Source organism: Shimia sp. R9_3 (assembly GCF_017743755.1).
Classification (GTDB): Bacteria; Pseudomonadota; Alphaproteobacteria; order Rhodobacterales; family Rhodobacteraceae; genus Shimia.
On record NZ_JAGHRP010000001.1, the window covers coordinates 511,155 to 527,801 of the forward strand.

15 protein-coding genes are annotated in these 16,647 nt (G+C 57.3%); 8 read left to right on the forward strand and 7 right to left on the reverse strand.

The features are described 5' to 3' along the window. The first annotated feature begins 62 nt into the window (after positions 1-62). The 4 genes from J7412_RS02350 to J7412_RS02365 are packed head-to-tail and all read left to right on the forward strand — an operon-like array spanning position 63 to position 4,788. Positions 63-1,193, forward strand: a complete 1,131-nt coding sequence (locus J7412_RS02350) for an MlaE family lipid ABC transporter permease subunit (protein ID WP_209076656.1) — start codon at positions 63-65, stop codon at positions 1,191-1,193. After that, entirely contained in the window at positions 1,190-2,005 is an 816-nt protein-coding gene (locus J7412_RS02355) for an ATP-binding cassette domain-containing protein (protein ID WP_209076658.1), read from the forward strand. The genes J7412_RS02350 and J7412_RS02355 overlap by 4 nt, the downstream gene beginning before the upstream one ends. A gap of 6 nt (positions 2,006-2,011) precedes the next feature. Next, positions 2,012-4,126, forward strand: a complete 2,115-nt coding sequence (locus J7412_RS02360; protein WP_209076661.1) for an MlaD family protein — start codon at positions 2,012-2,014, stop codon at positions 4,124-4,126. Further along, on the forward strand, positions 4,123-4,788 hold the full coding sequence (locus J7412_RS02365; RefSeq protein WP_209076663.1) for an ABC-type transport auxiliary lipoprotein family protein: 666 nt from the start codon (positions 4,123-4,125) through the stop codon (positions 4,786-4,788). The genes J7412_RS02360 and J7412_RS02365 overlap by 4 nt, the downstream gene beginning before the upstream one ends. Before the next feature lie 65 nt (positions 4,789-4,853). Here J7412_RS02365 and leuB read toward each other — a convergent pair whose 3' ends face one another. The 6 genes from leuB to leuC all read right to left on the reverse strand — a co-directional run bounded on the left by leuB (position 4,854) and on the right by leuC (position 11,384). Beyond that, entirely contained in the window at positions 4,854-5,957 is a 1,104-nt protein-coding gene (leuB, locus tag J7412_RS02370; RefSeq protein ID WP_209058627.1) for a 3-isopropylmalate dehydrogenase, read from the reverse strand. A 103-nt stretch (positions 5,958-6,060) separates the two neighbouring features. After that, positions 6,061-7,059 (reverse strand): endonuclease/exonuclease/phosphatase family protein, encoded by a 999-nt coding sequence (locus J7412_RS02375; protein ID WP_247743723.1) that lies wholly within the window; start codon positions 7,057-7,059, stop codon positions 6,061-6,063. A 26-nt stretch (positions 7,060-7,085) separates the two neighbouring features. Beyond that, a complete protein-coding gene (locus tag J7412_RS02380; protein ID WP_348540453.1) occupies positions 7,086-7,835 on the reverse strand; it encodes a hypothetical protein in 750 nt (249 codons plus the stop codon). A 477-nt stretch (positions 7,836-8,312) separates the two neighbouring features. Continuing rightward, positions 8,313-8,870: a GNAT family N-acetyltransferase gene (locus J7412_RS02385; protein WP_209076667.1), complete on the reverse strand. Its 558-nt coding sequence runs from the start codon at positions 8,868-8,870 to the stop codon at positions 8,313-8,315. A gap of 63 nt (positions 8,871-8,933) precedes the next feature. Next, positions 8,934-9,539: a 3-isopropylmalate dehydratase small subunit gene (gene leuD / locus J7412_RS02390; protein WP_209058634.1), complete on the reverse strand. Its 606-nt coding sequence runs from the start codon at positions 9,537-9,539 to the stop codon at positions 8,934-8,936. A 438-nt stretch (positions 9,540-9,977) separates the two neighbouring features. After that, positions 9,978-11,384, reverse strand: a complete 1,407-nt coding sequence (leuC, locus tag J7412_RS02395) for a 3-isopropylmalate dehydratase large subunit (RefSeq protein ID WP_209076668.1) — start codon at positions 11,382-11,384, stop codon at positions 9,978-9,980. Positions 11,385-11,651: 267 nt separating this feature from the next. On the opposite strand from leuC, the gene J7412_RS02400 reads away from it, so the two are divergent. The 3 genes from J7412_RS02400 (at position 11,652) to rlmH (ending at position 14,253) form a co-directional block, all read left to right on the forward strand. Beyond that, on the forward strand, positions 11,652-13,097 hold the full coding sequence (locus tag J7412_RS02400; RefSeq protein WP_209076669.1) for a mechanosensitive ion channel domain-containing protein: 1,446 nt from the start codon (positions 11,652-11,654) through the stop codon (positions 13,095-13,097). 272 nt (positions 13,098-13,369) lie between these two features. Then, positions 13,370-13,723, forward strand: a complete 354-nt coding sequence (gene rsfS, locus J7412_RS02405) for a ribosome silencing factor (RefSeq protein WP_247738612.1) — start codon at positions 13,370-13,372, stop codon at positions 13,721-13,723. Between the two features lie 53 nt (positions 13,724-13,776). After that, positions 13,777-14,253: a 23S rRNA (pseudouridine(1915)-N(3))-methyltransferase RlmH gene (gene rlmH / locus J7412_RS02410; RefSeq protein WP_209076670.1), complete on the forward strand. Its 477-nt coding sequence runs from the start codon at positions 13,777-13,779 to the stop codon at positions 14,251-14,253. Positions 14,254-14,360: 107 nt separating this feature from the next. Here rlmH and J7412_RS02415 read toward each other — a convergent pair whose 3' ends face one another. Continuing rightward, entirely contained in the window at positions 14,361-15,059 is a 699-nt protein-coding gene (locus J7412_RS02415; protein WP_209076671.1) for a DUF599 domain-containing protein, read from the reverse strand. A gap of 84 nt (positions 15,060-15,143) precedes the next feature. Between J7412_RS02415 and J7412_RS02420 the strand changes: the two genes are divergently transcribed. Next, a complete protein-coding gene (locus tag J7412_RS02420; protein ID WP_209076672.1) occupies positions 15,144-16,583 on the forward strand; it encodes an FAD-linked oxidase C-terminal domain-containing protein in 1,440 nt (479 codons plus the stop codon). Positions 16,584-16,647 lie beyond the last annotated feature (64 nt).

The window sequence follows — 16,647 nt, forward strand, 5'->3', positions numbered from 1 at the left end:
TTTGGGACCAAAATGACCGGGACGAAAGTGGCGTATGCCTCAAGCCAGATGGTGTTGGTTTCATGACCAACAAGCGCCCCAAACTGCACGTCGAAGCGACGGGTAACGAGACGGTTGTGCGTTTGTCCGGTGCGCTTCTGACCGAACATCTTGCAGAGATGGAGAGACCTTTTGCACAGGTTTCGGCAAACGCCGGCACGGTGCGGGTCGATCTTTCTGATCTCACGGCGATGGACACAGGCGGCGCCTGGATGGTCACGCATTTGCGCGACAGACTAAGCCGTGCGGGAGCGGAGGTTGCCATTGATGGTGGTGCGCAGGATCAACTGGCGTTGATCCGCACGGTTTCCGCTGCGGCTCCGGATGAAGAGGTGCACGACGCTGCTGCGCATTCAGCCTGGGCCTGGCTGGAGGAGTGGGGCAAGTCTTTGGTTGGGGGCTATCACAACGCGCTCTCATTGATCAGTTTTCTGGGGCAAACACTCGCCGCATTGGCGCGCGAACTGTCTCGTCCGCACAAGCTGCGCTGGGCGTCACTCGTGACCCATATGCAGGACACTGGCTTCAACGCTGTGCCCATCATTGGGCTTATGGGTTTTCTGATCGGTGTGGTTCTGGCCTTTCAGGGGGCAACTCAATTGCAGCGCTTTGGCGCAGAAGTTTTTGTCGTTGAATTGATCTCGATTTCCGTGCTCCGGGAATTGGGGATCCTGCTCACCGCGATCATTGTCGCTGGCCGGTCAGGGTCCGCTTTCACCGCTTCGGTGGGATCCATGAAAGTGCAGCAGGAAATTGACGCGATGCAGACGCTCGGGCTCGATCCAGTGCGCGTGCTGGTGGTGCCGCGCGTTCTGGCGCTCCTGATCATGCTGCCATTGCTGGGCTTTGTGGCCAATCTGTTTGGCCTCTTTGGCGGCGCTCTCATGAGTTGGATCAACCTGGGTGTCAGCCCGGGCATGTTTGTCACCCGGCTGTATGAGAACACGGATGTAAGCCACCTTCTGGTCGGTATGGTCAAAGCACCATTCTTTGCGCTGGTGATCGGCGTTGTGGCCTGTTGGCAGGCCTTCCAAGTGAAAAGCAGCTCTACCAGCGTTGGGCAGCGCACGACTTCGAGCGTGGTGCAGAGCATCTTTCTGGTGATCGCACTGGATGCCCTGTTTTCGATCTTCTTCGCGGAGCTGGGCATATGAACGTGGTGGAGACACAACCTCTGGACGATGTCACAGAAGAGCGTGAAGCGGTCATCAAGGTGCGCGGTTTGCGCAATCAGTTTGGCAAGCAGGTGGTGCATGACAATCTGGATCTGGATGTCTGGCGGGGCGAAGTGCTGGGTATCGTTGGAGGGTCCGGCACCGGTAAATCCGTATTGCTGCGCACGATTGTCGGGCTGAACCGTCCGGCGGCTGGCCGCATCGAGGTGCTTGGCACCGATGTGCTGCACGCCCCTGAGGCCGAACGACGCAAGGTTGAGACCCGCTGGGGAGTCGCCTTTCAGGACGGCGCGCTGTTTTCCAGCCTCACCGTTCTTCAAAACGTTATGGCACCGATGCTTGAGCATCTTAAACTCTCCCAAAACCTGATGAAGGATCTCGGCGCGCTAAAGATCGGGCTGGTAGGGCTCCCGCATTTTGCCTGTGAGAAGCTGCCAAGTGAACTGTCGGGCGGGATGCGCAAACGGGCCGCTTTGGCCCGGGCCTTGGCGCTTGATCCGCAGATCGTGTTCCTGGATGAACCGACGGCGGGTCTCGATCCGATTGGCGCGGCCGCCTACGACGATTTGATTGGGGAATTGCAGCGTGCGCTTGGTATCACCGTGTTTATGGTGACCCACGATCTGGACAGCCTTTATGCCATCTGTGACCGGATTGCCGTATTGGCAGAGAAGCGCGTGCTGGTAGAAGGGCCGATTGAGACCATGACAGATGTCGATCATCCCTGGGTTCAGGAATATTTTACGGGACCACGCGCGCGTGCGGCGCAGGTCAAAGGCAGTAGGAGTTAAGGGCAGATGGAGACACGGGCAAACTACCTCCTGATTGGGGTGTTCGCGCTGGTCGGTTTGATCGGCTCTTTCCTGTTTGTGTTCTGGCTCGCCAAAGTCGATCTGGAGCGGCAGTACGCATATTACGACGTGCTTTTTGACAATGTGTCGGGCCTCGGAATGGCGGGCGGCGTCCGCTACAACGGCTTGCCGGTTGGGCAGGTTGTGATGTTGGAGCTCGACGACGAAGACCCCTCTCGGGTGCGCGTACGCATCGAAGTTGGCGCGGACACCCCCGTGAAGACCGACACGATTGCGAAGCTTCAGGGCCAGGGCGTGACCGGTGTGAGCTTTGTGGCGCTTTCCGGCGGCACTCCCGAGGCGCAGGCCTTGCCTCAGTTTGGCGAAATTCCAACGGAGGCCAGTGCTTTGCAATCCGTTGTGGAAAGCGCGCCAGAGCTGATGGGAAAGGCCATTGAGCTTCTGGAGCGGCTGCAATCGGTCGTGAGTGATGAGAACACAGAGGCCGTGACATCGCTGCTTGAGAACCTCTCAAGCGCGTCAGGACGGCTTGATCGCACGCTGTCTGAGTTTGAAACCCTGTCGACAGATGTAGGAAGTGCCGCGCGTGAGATTGCGGCCTTCACTGGTCGACTTGAGCAACTTTCCGACACGGCGGAGGAAACCTTGGAAGAGGCCACCACAACGCTTGGTAGCATCCGCGTGGCCGCTGATCGCACCGAAGGCACATTGCGCAACGCTGAAAGCGCCTTTGGCACGGCGGATGCGCTGATGAAGGATCAGTTGAGTGATTTCATCACCCGCGGTGCGGACGCCGCCGCCGCCCTCGAAGGCGTTGTGACGGTGCTTGAGCCTTCCGCGCTGGCCACGCTGCAATCAGCACGCAATCTGGTTGAAGAACGCCTGCCTGCACTGGTGCAGCAGGTACAGGACACCGCCTCAGTGCTCGAAACACAGGTGGCTCAGGTGGGGCAAGACGCCTCAAACCTGATGAGCCGTTATGAAGAAGTGGGCAGCAGCATCAAGGCACGGGTCGATCAATCTGAAAGTGCGATTGCGGCTTTTGAGACAGCGACCAACACAGCAACGGATACGCTGAATTCTGTGCGTGTGACCTCAGATACCGCCAACGAGGTGCTGAGCACAGATATCAAACCGCTTGCCAATGAGGCGACGGAAACGCTCAGTTCGGTGCGTTCACTGGCTGACACCAAGCTGCCGCCTCTGTTGGATCAGGCCAATGATACATTGGTTGTGATTGAAACCGGCGTGTCTTCGATTTCCACAGAAGGCGCTCTGTTGATTGCCGAGGCCACAGCGCGCCTTGTTCAGGCGCAGACCACTTTGGCCAATCTGGATGAGGCGCTGGATCTGTCAGATGAGATGCTGCGCTCGGTTGATGCAACCGCAGACAGCGTCACAACTTTGGTTGAAGGTGACGGGGCAACCTTTGTCGCCGAGGCGCGCGCAGCAGCGACCAGCGCGCGTGATGCGCTTGATACCATTCGAACAACTGTGGACACAGAGCTACCTGATCTCGTTGCCGAAATCAGCGCGGCGGCAAAATCTGCCAACACGATGATTGGCAACATCGACGCGCTTGCGGTGGGGGTCGCCGGTGATCTCGATACCCTGTCAGAGCAGGGCAGTGCAGCGCTGCTTGCGGCCACAGACACATTTGCACGCTCCAATGTGACACTTGCGGCGATCACCGAAGCGATGGAAACAGCAGATGACACGCTGGGCACCGCCCGTGAGACATTCACCGGTGTGAATCGCATTCTGGATGAAGAGATTTCTGGCATTCTTACAGATATCAGCGGCGCTGTTTCCGCCGTGTCCGGCACGGTCAACGGTGTGACAGACGACATTGACCGGGCTGCAGATGAGGTGCTTGCTGCCTCGCAATCTGCTTCGGCCCTATTGGGGCGTCTGGATGGTATCGTTGCGCAAAACGAGCGTCAGGTGACGGAGTTCTTCCGCATCGGTCTGCCGCAGGCCACCCGTTTCGTGGAAGAAGCGCGGTTTCTCATAAACAACATGGACCGGTTGGTTGAGCTGATCAGGCGTGATCCAGCTCGGTTCCTTCTGGGCACTCAAGGATCGGAGTTTCGTCGATGATGCGACTGGTATGGGCAGGCATGATGCTGGGCGCGGTGGCGCTTTCTGGGTGCACGGGGATTGAGACCCTCAATCGTGCCACGACGCCAACAGATCTTTATACGCTGACACCCAAAAGCACTTTTGCCTCAGGGCTGCCGCGTATTCGCCAGCAAATCGTGGTGGAAGAGCCGACAGCTTCGTCTGCAGTGAACACCGATCAGATTGCGGTGCAGCCGACACCTTATCAGATCGAATATTTGCCCCGTGCCCGCTGGGTCGACCGCGCGCCGGTGATCGTGCAGAACCTGCTGGTGGAGAGCTATGAGAACAGCGGCAAAGTCCGCTCGGTTGGCCGTTCAAGCGTTGGCTTGCGCCCGGATTATGTCATTGTAACCGACCTGCGTGAGTTTCAGGCGCGACTCCCGGTCGTCGAAATTGAAGGCACCGAAGCCCTCAAGATCGATGTGCGTCTAAACCTGAAAATCGTGGATTCGTTTAACAACCAGATCATCGACTCAAAGTCGTTCGAAGCTGTGGTGCAGACGGCGAGTGATGAGATCGAAGACGTTATTCTGGCGTTTGACACAGCCCTCGGGCGCACAATGCGCAATTCCGTGGAGTGGAGCGTCCGCTCGATTTACAGCCACGCGCAAAAGAACCCGCGACCCGCTTTGCAATAAGCAAACGCTCAAAGAAAAAGGCGCCCGATGAGGCGCCTTTTGTTTTGGTTGTGAAAGCCACGTGATCAGAGGCTGGCGTCCAGTGCCGCGAGCAGGGCGTCGCCCATCTCGGAGGTGGAGACCGGTGTCTCACCTTCGGACTGCATCAGGTCTGCGGTGCGCACACCGTCTGCCAGCACTTTCTCAACAGCCGCTTCCAGACGATCCGCTTCGGCACCTTCATTGAAGGAATAGCGCAGCGCCATCGCGAAGGAGAGCACACAGGCGCATGGGTTCGCTTTGCCCTGGCCTGCGATGTCTGGTGCGGAGCCGTGTACGGGTTCATACAGCGCCTTTGGTCGGCCATTGGCCATCGGTGCACCAAGGGACGCAGAGGGCAGCATACCCAGAGAGCCGGTCAGCATCGCCGCACAGTCAGACAGGATGTCGCCGAACAGGTTGTCGGTGTAGATCACGTCAAACTGTTTGGGGGCGCGCACCAGCTGCATCGCACCGTTGTCGGCATACATGTGGGACAGTTCTACCTCCGGGTAGTCTTTGGCAACTTCGTTCACAACTTCTCGCCACAGGATGCCGCTTTCCATCACGTTGGCTTTTTCCATGGAGCACAGACGCTTGTCGCGCACCATCGCCAGTTCAAACGCTGCGCGTGCGCCACGCTCGATCTCGCTCTCGGTGTAACGCTGGGTGTTGATGCCCACACGCTCGTTGCCTTCTTCAAAGATGCCGCGTGGCTCGCCGAAGTACACACCACCGGTCAGCTCGCGCACGATCATGATATCCAGGCCAGACACGATGTCAGTCTTCAGAGAGGAAAAGTCTGCCAGCGCGTCAAAACACTGTGCCGGGCGCAGGTTGGCAAAAAGGTCCATCTCTTTGCGCAGGCGCAGCAGGCCGCGCTCCGGCTTTACGGAGAAGTCCAAATCGTCGTATTTCGGGCCGCCCACAGCACCCAGCAGTACCGCGTCCACCTCTTGGGCTTTCGCCATGGTGTCGTCATGCAGCGGCACACCGTGTTTGTCGTATGCTGCGCCGCCCACGAGGTCTTCGCTCACGTCAAATTTCAGACCGCGCTTGTCGCCAAACCAGCCGATAACGCGCTGAACTTCGGTCATGACTTCTGGGCCGATGCCGTCGCCGGCGAGGATGAGAAGCGAAGGGTTGCTCATGGGTGTCGTCCTTGATCCTTTGGGTTCGCTACGGGTTAGCGAGACAGGCGCAAAAGATCAAGAAACAAGGGGCTTGAATGCGCTGGAATGCTTGAGAAACCGATCAATATCGGATGTCGGCCCAAACGATATGGTGACGGCTGGCCGGTGTGGTCTTGTGTTCCAGAAGCGCTGCGTCCGGATCAGGCGGTTTGGGCCAGAACACACCTGCATGCTCCACTGTGATGTTTGCCGAAGGTAGGAGGTAGTCGACCCGCAGGTCTCCGGGCGTCGGCTCCTTCCAGTCAACGGTTGCGCCAGCATCTGAAAGCGGGTCTTGCAGTCGGGGATCCGCAAGCAAATCTGCAATCACATGGCGCCGTCCCTCTCCGGAGTACGGATCAAGATTTACGCCGCCCATGATAACGAAAGGGGGCTCAGGGGCGGGGCCGAGCTTTCCATCCAACAGATGTTGCCACAGTCGGATTTCATCGGCATTGCGCCGCCCGTTTCGATCTTCCGGCCCATCAAAGACTGGCGGCCCAGCGGCAAAGAGCATCAGCGTGAACGCACCGTTTGGCGGTATCACCTGCAGTGACCAGTGGCCAACGGTGGAAAGTCGCTGGATCGCCTGCGCCTCCTGCGAAGGAAATGGGGTATCGTCCACCCTTGGCAGTTGAGCCTCTGGCAAATCACGCCACAAAAGCCCGCTGAAATCTCGCACCTCTCCAAAGGGCCAACGCGAGAGGACAGCCATGCCTGATGCACCTTGAAATTGTCCAAATCCCTGTGCGTCCTCTGCATCGTGCTGATAGCCATCACCGTTCATGTCCAAACCCGTGGGTATGCCGGTGTTCGGCTTGAGCGCAAAGAGGTGGGGAAAGGTCAGGCCCGCCTCGGAAAAGCGATCGCGCAGCGCCTTCAGTCCCAGTAGGTCCGCATCATAATCCACGCCTTGCAGAAACAGGATATCTGGCGAGACGTGTGCGACCACCTGGGTGATGGCCTGCATTTGATCGTCGTTGCGCTGAATATCCCGCAGCATGAGGCCGGGGCCTTTGCGCGAAAGCTCCACGTCATAGGTCGCAACACGGATGGTTTCGCCCCAGACAGGCGTGCACAACAGGCCAAATATCCAAAGTGTTTGGATCAGGCGGTGGAGGAAACCCGAGATTGCTGTGCGTGCGCACTGCGAGAGGCCGCATAAGCGCGACGGCGGTTCTCGTTGATCAAGGTCGCAACACGGGTCATGGCCATGCCGCGCATGATCATGCTGGCGGGTACAAATGCCCATGCGCTGATTGTCCAGATCATTGTCTTCGGGTCGCTCAGATAAATCGGGTCAATCAAATCCGACATCATCTGAATGATCGCCGGAATTAAGAATGGCATAAGAAACCCTAACGCAATGTTAAGGCGGCCATCGCGTTGCAAACGGGGCATCACATCTCCGCCCGCTGTCGGGTCGAACAGTGGCAGGTTGACCCAGACATTGAAGGCGCCATTGCGGGCGGGCCATCCCAGAATGCGCAGATAGAAGAAGAACACCACCAGAGTGATCAGCGAGATCAGGTAAGACAGACCCGACGCAGTACGGACCTGATGCACCAATTCCGCTGAGGCATTGTTTGGCAGCATGATCACCATCAAGCGCACCGGCGAATATGGGAAATCAATCGCGTCGCCGACAATGATCCCAAGAGCGTGCAGAAAGGCGGTGAATGCGTTGGGGGCGACTTCGCCACGGGCAATCACAGAGAGTGCAAAAACCGTGAAGAAGATCGCCAGGAAACGGAGCCTATTAAATGGCGGTGCGTAGCGAAACTCAATGATGGAGGGCGCGCTGGATACATATTCGATGAACACAAGGCAGCCAGAAAACAACGCAAAGAGCATCATGATCTGAACCGCGTCAGAGCTGATCGATGGTAAGATTATCGCTGGCAAAGCAAACAGCAACGCAACCAAGCCTGCGCGTGTGCCCGCTCCTATTATTCTGCCTATCACTGCCGTAGTACCCTTCAACCGGACGCCGCGATACATTGCCGCGAACTTATCCCGTCTTTATCCGCACTTAATGGCGGTTTGCCCCATTTCCGCCACAATTTGACGCCGGAATTTGGCGCGGCTCAAGGATTTGTTTGAGAAATGATTAAGATTGGGCGGTGCTCAGGGCCATGTGATGCCCGAATGCATCAATAACGGCCTTAAAAGGCGGTGTTTTGGCGCAGTTCATCGGATAGGCCACTATGGCGTCGGATAACGCACTGAGAATCAACAGAGATATTTTCGCGCGGGAGGGGTTGCCACAATTGCGCCGCAATTGAGTTTTGCGCGAGCCACTTTGGCGAGAGCAGCCTTGGTCGCTCAATCAACCTATGAGATGTTTGGATTCTGCAACTGCCAAAACGCGCACTCTTCGTGGCGTTGTCTGGCGGGGGCCCAGACGCGTTCAACGCCAACGGGCTCCATGCCAAGTTTCTCAAGAAGTCTGAGGGAGGCGTGGTTTTTCACCTGCGCGCCCGCGCGCATTGTTTCCAGCCCGAGAGTGTCAAACCCGAAGTCCAGCGCGCCGCGTGACACTTCAAGTGCATAGCCTTGTCGTTGGAAAGCTTCGCCAATCCAATAACCAAATTCCCCGAACTTGGCACCCGTAGTTTGGGAGGCGTTGGAAAGGTCGATCTTGAGCCAGCCAATAAGCGCGCAGGTTTCCTTATCGATCACGACAGACGCAAAAGTGCTGCCTGACTTTGAGGCCTCAATGGCGCCCTTCAGAAGCGCACGCGCGTTCTCAGCAGTCAGTGATGTTGGCCATGCGGCCACCCATCGGCTGATCGCGGGTGTCATTAGCTGCGCAAGGGCGGCTGCGTCCTCCAGCTCGCAACTGCGGACCAGCAAACGTTCGGTTTCAAAAGACCGCTTGGTCAGATCCATCACGTCCCTCAAGAAAAAAGCGCCGCCCGGGTGGGGCAGCGCCTGAAGTGCGTCAGCGAAGGGTCAAACCCAAGGGCGCTCCGCCCCCGCTTTGGCCTCATATGCGTCGATAGAGGCTTCTTTCTCCATGGTCAGACCAATGTCATCCAGACCATTGAGCAGGCAGTGCTTTTTGAACGCATCCACCTCGAATTTGATCACCTCGCCATCCGAGGTTGTGATCTCCTGAGCTTCCAGATCCACGGTCATACGGGCGTTTTCGCCTTTCTCCGCGTCGGCCATCAGCACGTCGACCTGCTCTTGTGGCAGAACGATCGGCAGCATGCCGTTCTTGAAGCTGTTGTTGAAGAAAATGTCAGCAAAGGAGGTGGATACAATCACCTTGATGCCAAAATCGTCCAACGCCCAAGGCGCGTGTTCACGCGAAGAGCCGCAGCCAAAGTTGTCACCCGCGATCAGGATCTGCGCGCTGCGGTACTGTGGTTTGTTCAGCACGAAATCTGGGATTTCTGTGCCGTCGCGGTTGTAGCGCATCTCATCAAAGAGGTTCTTGCCAAAGCCCGTGCGTTCGATGGACTTCAGGAAGACCTTGGGGATGATCATGTCTGTGTCGATGTTCACCAGCGGCATAGGTGCGGCGATACCGGAGAAAGTTTCGAACTTTTTCATTCTATCGTCCTTTCAGAGCGATTCAAAAACGAGAACACCCAACGGTCGCGCCGACCATCGGGTGTTCGATAGAGATATAAGCTTTGACAGCTTGCGTTACGCAATCACGGTCGCGGTGATGGCCCATAGGCCCATCAGGCTGGCAAAAGCTAAGATAGTCGGCAATACAACACGGATCATTTTCAGTCTCCTTTCCTGCACAAAGCGGGGTGCTCTGCGCGGTGCGCGCCGCGACATTCTGCCGCGGCTTCAACTGAGATGGGGACACGGACAGCCCAGAGAAAGGGGCCGCGCCTACACAGTTGGTCACCATAGGATCAAAGGATGTGAACATGACGTTGCGTGTTGCCTGGTTGAAGAAACTGGGTTGATGCCCCTCATAGCCCTGACGTGTGGGGCGCCAAAGCAGCGCCCGACAGGCCTATGAGAGGATCCGCCTTACATCAGTTCCCGGATGTCCGTCAGCTTGCCGGTGATCGCAGCGGCAGCAGCCATGGCAGGCGACACAAGGTGTGTGCGGCCTTTGTAGCCCTGGCGGCCTTCGAAGTTCCGGTTGGACGTCGAGGCGCAGCGTTCGTTTTCCGACAGCTGGTCAGGGTTCATCGCCAGACACATGGAGCAGCCCGCAAGACGCCATTCAAAGCCGGCGTCCTTGAAGATGTCTGCCAGACCTTCTTCTTCCGCCTGCGCCCGAACAAGACCGGAGCCCGGAACGATCATCGCCCGCATGCCCTCTTTGATCTTCTTGCCTTTGACCACTTCAGCCACGGCGCGCATGTCTTCGATACGACCGTTGGTGCAGGAGCCGATGAAGACTGTGTCGATCTCGATGTCGGTCAGCTTCTGGCCAGGGGTCAGCCCCATGTACTCGATGGAGCGACGTGCCGCTTCAATCTTGCCGCCTTCAAAGTCTTCAGGTGCAGGCACAACACCGGTGATCGGCAGAACATCCTCAGGGCTGGTACCCCAGGTGACAACCGGCTGGATGTCTTCGCCCTTCAGGGTGACGACTTTGTCAAAATGCGCAGCCTCATCGGTGTAGAGCGTACGCCAATAGGCCTCGGCCTGCTCCCATGCTGCGCCTTTTGGCGCGTGCGGACGGCCTTTGCAGTAGTCAAAGGTGGTCTGGTCAGGAGCGATCAGGCCAGCACGTGCGCCGCCTTCAATCGCCATGTTGCAGACGGTCATGCGGCCTTCCATGGACAGCGACTGGATCGCCTCCCCACAGTATTCGATCACATAGCCGGTGCCGCCGCCGGTGCCGGTGGCGCCGATGATGGCCAGCGTCACATCCTTGGCGGTCACGCCCGGGTTCAGCTTGCCGGTGATCTCCACCTTCATGTTCTTGGACTTTTTCTGGATCAGCGTCTGGGTGGCCAGCACGTGCTCTACCTCGGAGGTGCCGATGCCATGGGCCAGCGACCCAAATGCGCCGTGGGTCGCGGTGTGGCTGTCGCCGCAAACCACGGTCATGCCCGGCAGGGTCCAGCCGTTTTCCGGGCCAACGATGTGCACGATGCCCTGACGCACGTCAGACACCGGATAGTAGTGCACACCAAATTCCTTGGCGTTCTTGTCGAGCGCGGCCACCTGAATGCGGCTTTCCTCGGTCATCTGCTCCGGGTTTTCACGGCCCTTGGTTGTTGGCACGTTGTGATCCGGCACAGCGATGGTTTTCTCCGGTGCACGCACTTTGCGGCCGGTCATGCGCAAGCCTTCAAAGGCCTGCGGGCTGGTCACTTCGTGAACGAGGTGACGGTCAATATAAAGCAAGCTGGTGCCGTCTTCGGCTTCGTGTGCCACATGGGCATCCCAGATCTTGTCATAAAGCGTTTTGGGGGACATGGGTCCTCTCCATTCTGATTGTGTAGCTGAAACTTTGGCTGTCAAACAGGCGCGCAAACGCACGCCGCACGTTCATAGGGCGGCGATGACGGATTTGGACTGACCAAAGAAACGCCAAGGCAAAAAGGCGCGGTCGTCGATGTCATAGATGCGTTTCATGTCACCCATCTATACCTGCCAAAAGATTCCTTCAAGCAGAAGCCGCCCAAGGGTGCGCTGTGCAGTCTGCGCGTTGCTGCAAGCGGTTTGGCGTGCAAGACTGGTTTTATGGAAGAAGAGACCATCTCAGGCCCGACTGACAGCGCAGCGCCTTCCGAATTGGATCGCATCGCGGCAGCAGATCGCGCTGTGCACCATCCCGAAACCATCAGCCAAAGCGGCGACGCAGCCGAGACCACGGAAATTGCCTTGGGCATCTGGGATCAGGTGGTGGCTTTTGCCGAAACCCTGTTACGGCCCTGGGCGGCCTATCAGGTGTTGATCGCCTTGATCTTGATGGTGATCGCAGCGGCTTTGGCGATGATCTTCAAACCCAGATTCTATGATTGGCTCAAGACGCGCGAGGGCTGGCCCAAATGGCGCTATCGCTACGCTATGATGGTGCATCGCCGTATGGCGTTGATCTTCTTCACCATTTTGATCTGGTTCACGGTTTGGGTGATGCGTGCGGTGACATGGCCAAGCCGGTCTTATCTCTTGGTTGAGCTCGCCAATCTGGCACTTGCCTTCCTGTTTGTGGTGGTGGTTTTGCGGGTTGTGCAAAACACCACACTGCGGGCGGTTTTGCGATATGGCGCTTGGATCTGGGTGACGCTCATCCTCACGGGCCTGCGCGATGATGCGGTTGAGCTGATGGACAGCATGTCGCTCACCTTTGGTGAAACCCGCGTGTCTCTTTGGATGATGGCGCAGGCGATCCTGATGTTGGCCGCAACCTTTGTGCTGGCCCGCCTTGCTGCGCGTCAGGTGGACAGCCGGCTGAGCCGCAGCGAAGACATCTCCCCCTCCATGCGTGTGCTGTTTGGCAAGCTATTGCAGGTCTTTCTTTATACTGTGGCCTTCTTTGTTGGGCTGAGAATCATCGGCTTTGATCTGCGCGGGCTTGCCTTTCTCACCGGGTTTGTCGGTGTTGGTCTGGGCTTTGGTCTGCAAAAAGTGGTGTCCAATCTTGTCTCTGGCCTCATCATCCTGATGGACAAATCCATCAAGCCAGGGGATGTAATTTCGCTGGGGGAAACCTTCGGTTGGATCAACTCTCTGGGTGCGCGCTATGTGAGTGTGGTCACCCGCGATGGACGAGAATTTCTCATCCCCAACGAGGATTTGATCACCAATCAGGTGGTGAACTGGTCCCATTCTGACACCTTTGTGCGGCTCGATATCTATTTTGGCACCGCCTATGACGATGATCCGCATCTGGTGCGCAAAGTGGCGGTGGAAGCAGCCAAATCCGTGGGGCGCGTGCTGACTTATCCCAACACCCCTGTGTGTCACATCGTGGGTTTTGGCGACAGCAGTGTGGATTACATTCTGCGGTTTTGGATCAAGGACCCAACCGGCGGGCTGACCAATATTCGCGGCAATGTCTATTTGGCGCTCTGGGATGCCTTCAAAGAACACGGCATTTCGCTGCCCTTCCCTCAACGTGAGGTGCGCCTGTTGGAAAATGACGCGGCAGATGCGGATCTCGCCAATCCGCCTTCTCATTCATAAAGTATCCCGGGGGAAGCTTGCGCAACGCGCAAACTGGGGGCTGGCCCCCTCCCTCATTGGCTGATTTTCCTCAAAAACTCCCGGAAACCGCAGCGTTTCTGCGCCAATTGGTCCATGCGCGCCAAATCCTGCTTGCCTTTCGTTGAGAATGAGTCCAACCGGTGCTATCTTGAATTTATGCCCGGCACCGGGGCTTTGCGGTGCGTTGCAAGGAGGGCAGACTTCTGTCTTTGAACACTGACGTGGCAAATGCTGCTGATACCGGACCCGTTCTGACATCGGGCGCCTCGGATGCGACAAGCGAGGATCTGCTTGCCCGCATTCTCACCTCTCTTAGCGAAGACAAAGCCGAAGACGTTGTGCAGATCGATCTGCGCGGCAAGACGTCGATTGGCGATTACATGGTGATTTGCTCCGGGCGCTCCTCGCGTCAGGTTGTGGCCCTCGCTGAGAAACTTGTCGAACGGCTCAAGCATGAGTTTGGGCGCAGCGCCAAAGTTGAAGGCAAGGATTCCGGGGACTGGGTGCTTGTGGATACCGGCGATGTGATCGTGCATATCTTCCGTCCGGAAGTGCGCGAATTCTATCAGCTGGAAAAAATGTGGGTGCCCGGCGGCTCCGCATAAGTCTGCGCGGCGTGTGCGCTTAGCGCTGCGTCGCCACAGCACAAGGCAGCGACATGGCACTCAAAGTGCACATCTGCGCCGTGGGTCGGCTGCGGTCTGGCCCTGAGCGCGACCTACTTGATGATTATCTGACACGGTTTGACCGTACCGGACGCGCTTTGGGGCTCGGTCCGGTTGCGGTGCATGAAGTTGAAGACCGCAAAGGCGGCGGGATGGCGACCGAAGCGGGGCTTCTTGAGGGTGTCATCCCCAAAGGGGCTGTTATCTGCGCGCTGGATGAGCGTGGCAAGCTGATGAGCAGTCCGGATTTTGCGAACATGCTCGGTGGCTGGCGCGATGATGGGCGGGGTGATCTGGCTTTTGTGATCGGCGGCGCGGATGGCATTGATCCCGCGCTGCGTGCGCGCGCAGATGCCAAGCTCAGTTTTGGTAAAATGGTTTGGCCACATATGCTGGCGCGCGTGATGCTGAGTGAACAGCTCTACCGCGCTGCAAGCATTTTGGCTGGCGCACCTTATCATCGGGTCTGATGGGGCACGGTTTTGTGCGGTTTGCTCCGCTTCAAAAAGACCGACAGTGCACGCCCGCTATAACGTCGTGATACAGCCGCGATACCGACGGTGTTTTGGTGGGTTATTTAGCGGGGATCACGCAGCAGGGCGGCGCGGGACTGAGAAGCAAATTCGCGCCGTCCCAGCACGATCACCGTCACGGAAATGCCGACAAGCAACATGATCGGGCCCAAAAGCCAGGCTGCGGAAGCCAATCCAAAATAGATGGCCCGAATCCCCCGGTTGAAGCTGCGCGCTGCTGTGATGTTCACATCCGCAGCTTTGTGGGCCCGAGACATCGCTGCGGGATGGTCTTTGTCATTTGGCACTGCCCCCATCAGTACAGAGCAATAGCCGAAGAGCCTGTGAGACCAGACAAATTTCAGGAATGCGTTGCCAACGAAGAGCAGGACCAACATCAGTTTGATTTCCAGGACAGAGGTGGAATCAGCTTTCTGCGCCAGATCCTGTGTGAGGCCGGCAATTTGGTCAGTATTCCCGATCAAAGCCACCAAACCGCCAATGGCGATCATTGATGAAGAAGCAAAGAACGCCGTGCTCTGACGCAGGTTTCCCATGATCTGCGCATCAAAAATGCGGGCGTTTCGCTCCACATAATGAACCATCCATTCCCTTCGATAAAACGCCATCAGCCGTGACACAGATGGTCTGTTTTTGGGCGGATTTTCAATGAGATGCGTGGCGGCGAACCAAGTCGAAAGGCTCGCCACAACAGCAATGAAATCAAGCGGTGAAAACTGGTTGGCGAGCTGTGTGAAAGTCATGCCTGTACAGTAGCGCCATCGCTTAGCGCTTGCCAGCCTGCAATATTGGTTATATTAATTTACCAATTATTGCGGAGGTCAGCCATGGACATGCCAACCCCTAACCCAGAGGTTCTTGCGAAGAAGGCGCGCATTGTTGCCCGGCTTCAGGAAGTGCTTCCGGCAGATGCTGTCATCTCTGATGAAGCTGAAACGCGGGCCTATGAGTGCGACGCGCTCACCGCCTATCGGTGCCCGCCGCTTGCTGCGGTTCTTCCTGCCTCCACGGAAGAAGTGGTGGCGGTTCTAAAAGTCTGTCACGAAGAAGATGTGCCCGTGGTGCCACGCGGAGCTGGTACTTCTCTTGCGGGTGGGTCAATGCCAACCGCGGACTCGATCATTCTGGGCGTGGCCCGAATGACCGAAGTGCTTGAAACAGATTATGAAAACCGCTTCATCCGCGTGCAAACTGGCCGCACCAATCTGAGCGTTTCCGGCGCTGTGGAAGAGGATGGCTTCTTTTACGCACCAGATCCCTCCAGCCAGCTGGCCTGCGCCATTGCGGGCAACATTGCGACGAATTCCGGCGGTGCCCATTGCCTGAAGTACGGCGTGACAACGAACAATCTGATGGGCGTCACAATGGTGACCATGGAGGGCGAGGTTGTCGAGATTGGCGGTGCCTATTTGGACGCCGGTGGCTTGGATCTGTTGGGGGTGATCTGCGGCAGTGAGGGCCAGCTTGGTGTCGTGACCGAAGCCACATTGCGTATTTTGCACAAACCGGAAGGCGCAAGACCTGTCCTCATGGGGTTTGATAGCAATGAAGTCGCAGGCCAATGCGTGAGCGACATTATCAAGTCGGGCATTCTGCCGGTGGCCATTGAGTTTATGGATCGCCCCTGTATCCGCGCCACAGAGGCATTTGCTGGAGCGGGGTATCCAGACTGTGAGGCGCTGTTGATTGTCGAGGTGGAAGGCTCCGATCAGGAAATCGATGCCCAGCTTGAACGTATTCTGGCGATCGCCCGGACACACAATCCAGTGGAACTGCGCGAAAGCACAAGCGCGGAAGAAAGCGCTCGGATTTGGCTGGGACGAAAATCAGCCTTTGGGGCGATGGGGCAGATCAACGACTACATGTGCTTGGATGGCACCATTCCCGTAAGCCAACTTCCTTATGTGCTCCGCAGAATTGGGGAGCTGAGCAAAGACTACGGACTTGATGTGGGCAATGTTTTCCACGCCGGGGACGGGAACATGCACCCGCTTATTCTGTTTGATGCCAACAAGCCGGGCGATCTGGAGAAGTGCGAAGCCTTTGGCGCTGACATTCTGCGGCTGTGTGTGGAAGTCGGGGGATGTCTCACAGGTGAGCATGGCGTGGGTATCGAGAAACGGGATCTGATGGTGGATCAATATGCGCCGGAAGATCTGGATATCCAGATGGCGGTGAAAGATGTGTTTGACCCGAAGTGGCTTTTGAACCCCGCGAAGGTTTTTCCATTGGCTGCGAGCGAGACGCGTCGCATGGCGGCTGAATAATCTTAGGCAAATCAGGGGTTTTGCCTCTCTGCCACTGCCAGTTTTGGCTTCACCCCAGGATATT

Bases quoted from the DNA above. Each gene is read 5' to 3' on its own strand.
- J7412_RS02350 (WP_209076656.1), top strand. From the start codon at position 63: ATGACCAACAAGCGCCCCAAACTGCACGTCGAAGCGACGGGTAACGAG.
- J7412_RS02355 (WP_209076658.1), top strand. From the start codon at position 1,190: ATGAACGTGGTGGAGACACAACCTCTGGACGATGTCACAGAAGAGCGT.
- J7412_RS02360 (WP_209076661.1), top strand. From the start codon at position 2,012: ATGGAGACACGGGCAAACTACCTCCTGATTGGGGTGTTCGCGCTGGTC.
- J7412_RS02365 (WP_209076663.1), top strand. From the start codon at position 4,123: ATGATGCGACTGGTATGGGCAGGCATGATGCTGGGCGCGGTGGCGCTT.
- leuB (WP_209058627.1), bottom strand. From the start codon at position 5,957: ATGAGCAACCCTTCGCTTCTCATCCTCGCCGGCGACGGCATCGGCCCA.
- J7412_RS02380 (WP_348540453.1), bottom strand. From the start codon at position 7,835: ATGATGCTCTTTGCGTTGTTTTCTGGCTGCCTTGTGTTCATCGAATAT.
- J7412_RS02385 (WP_209076667.1), bottom strand. From the start codon at position 8,870: ATGGATCTGACCAAGCGGTCTTTTGAAACCGAACGTTTGCTGGTCCGC.
- leuD (WP_209058634.1), bottom strand. From the start codon at position 9,539: ATGAAAAAGTTCGAAACTTTCTCCGGTATCGCCGCACCTATGCCGCTG.
- leuC (WP_209076668.1), bottom strand. From the start codon at position 11,384: ATGTCCCCCAAAACGCTTTATGACAAGATCTGGGATGCCCATGTGGCA.
- J7412_RS02400 (WP_209076669.1), top strand. From the start codon at position 11,652: ATGGAAGAAGAGACCATCTCAGGCCCGACTGACAGCGCAGCGCCTTCC.
- rlmH (WP_209076670.1), top strand. From the start codon at position 13,777: ATGGCACTCAAAGTGCACATCTGCGCCGTGGGTCGGCTGCGGTCTGGC.
- J7412_RS02415 (WP_209076671.1), bottom strand. From the start codon at position 15,059: ATGACTTTCACACAGCTCGCCAACCAGTTTTCACCGCTTGATTTCATT.
- J7412_RS02420 (WP_209076672.1), top strand. From the start codon at position 15,144: ATGGACATGCCAACCCCTAACCCAGAGGTTCTTGCGAAGAAGGCGCGC.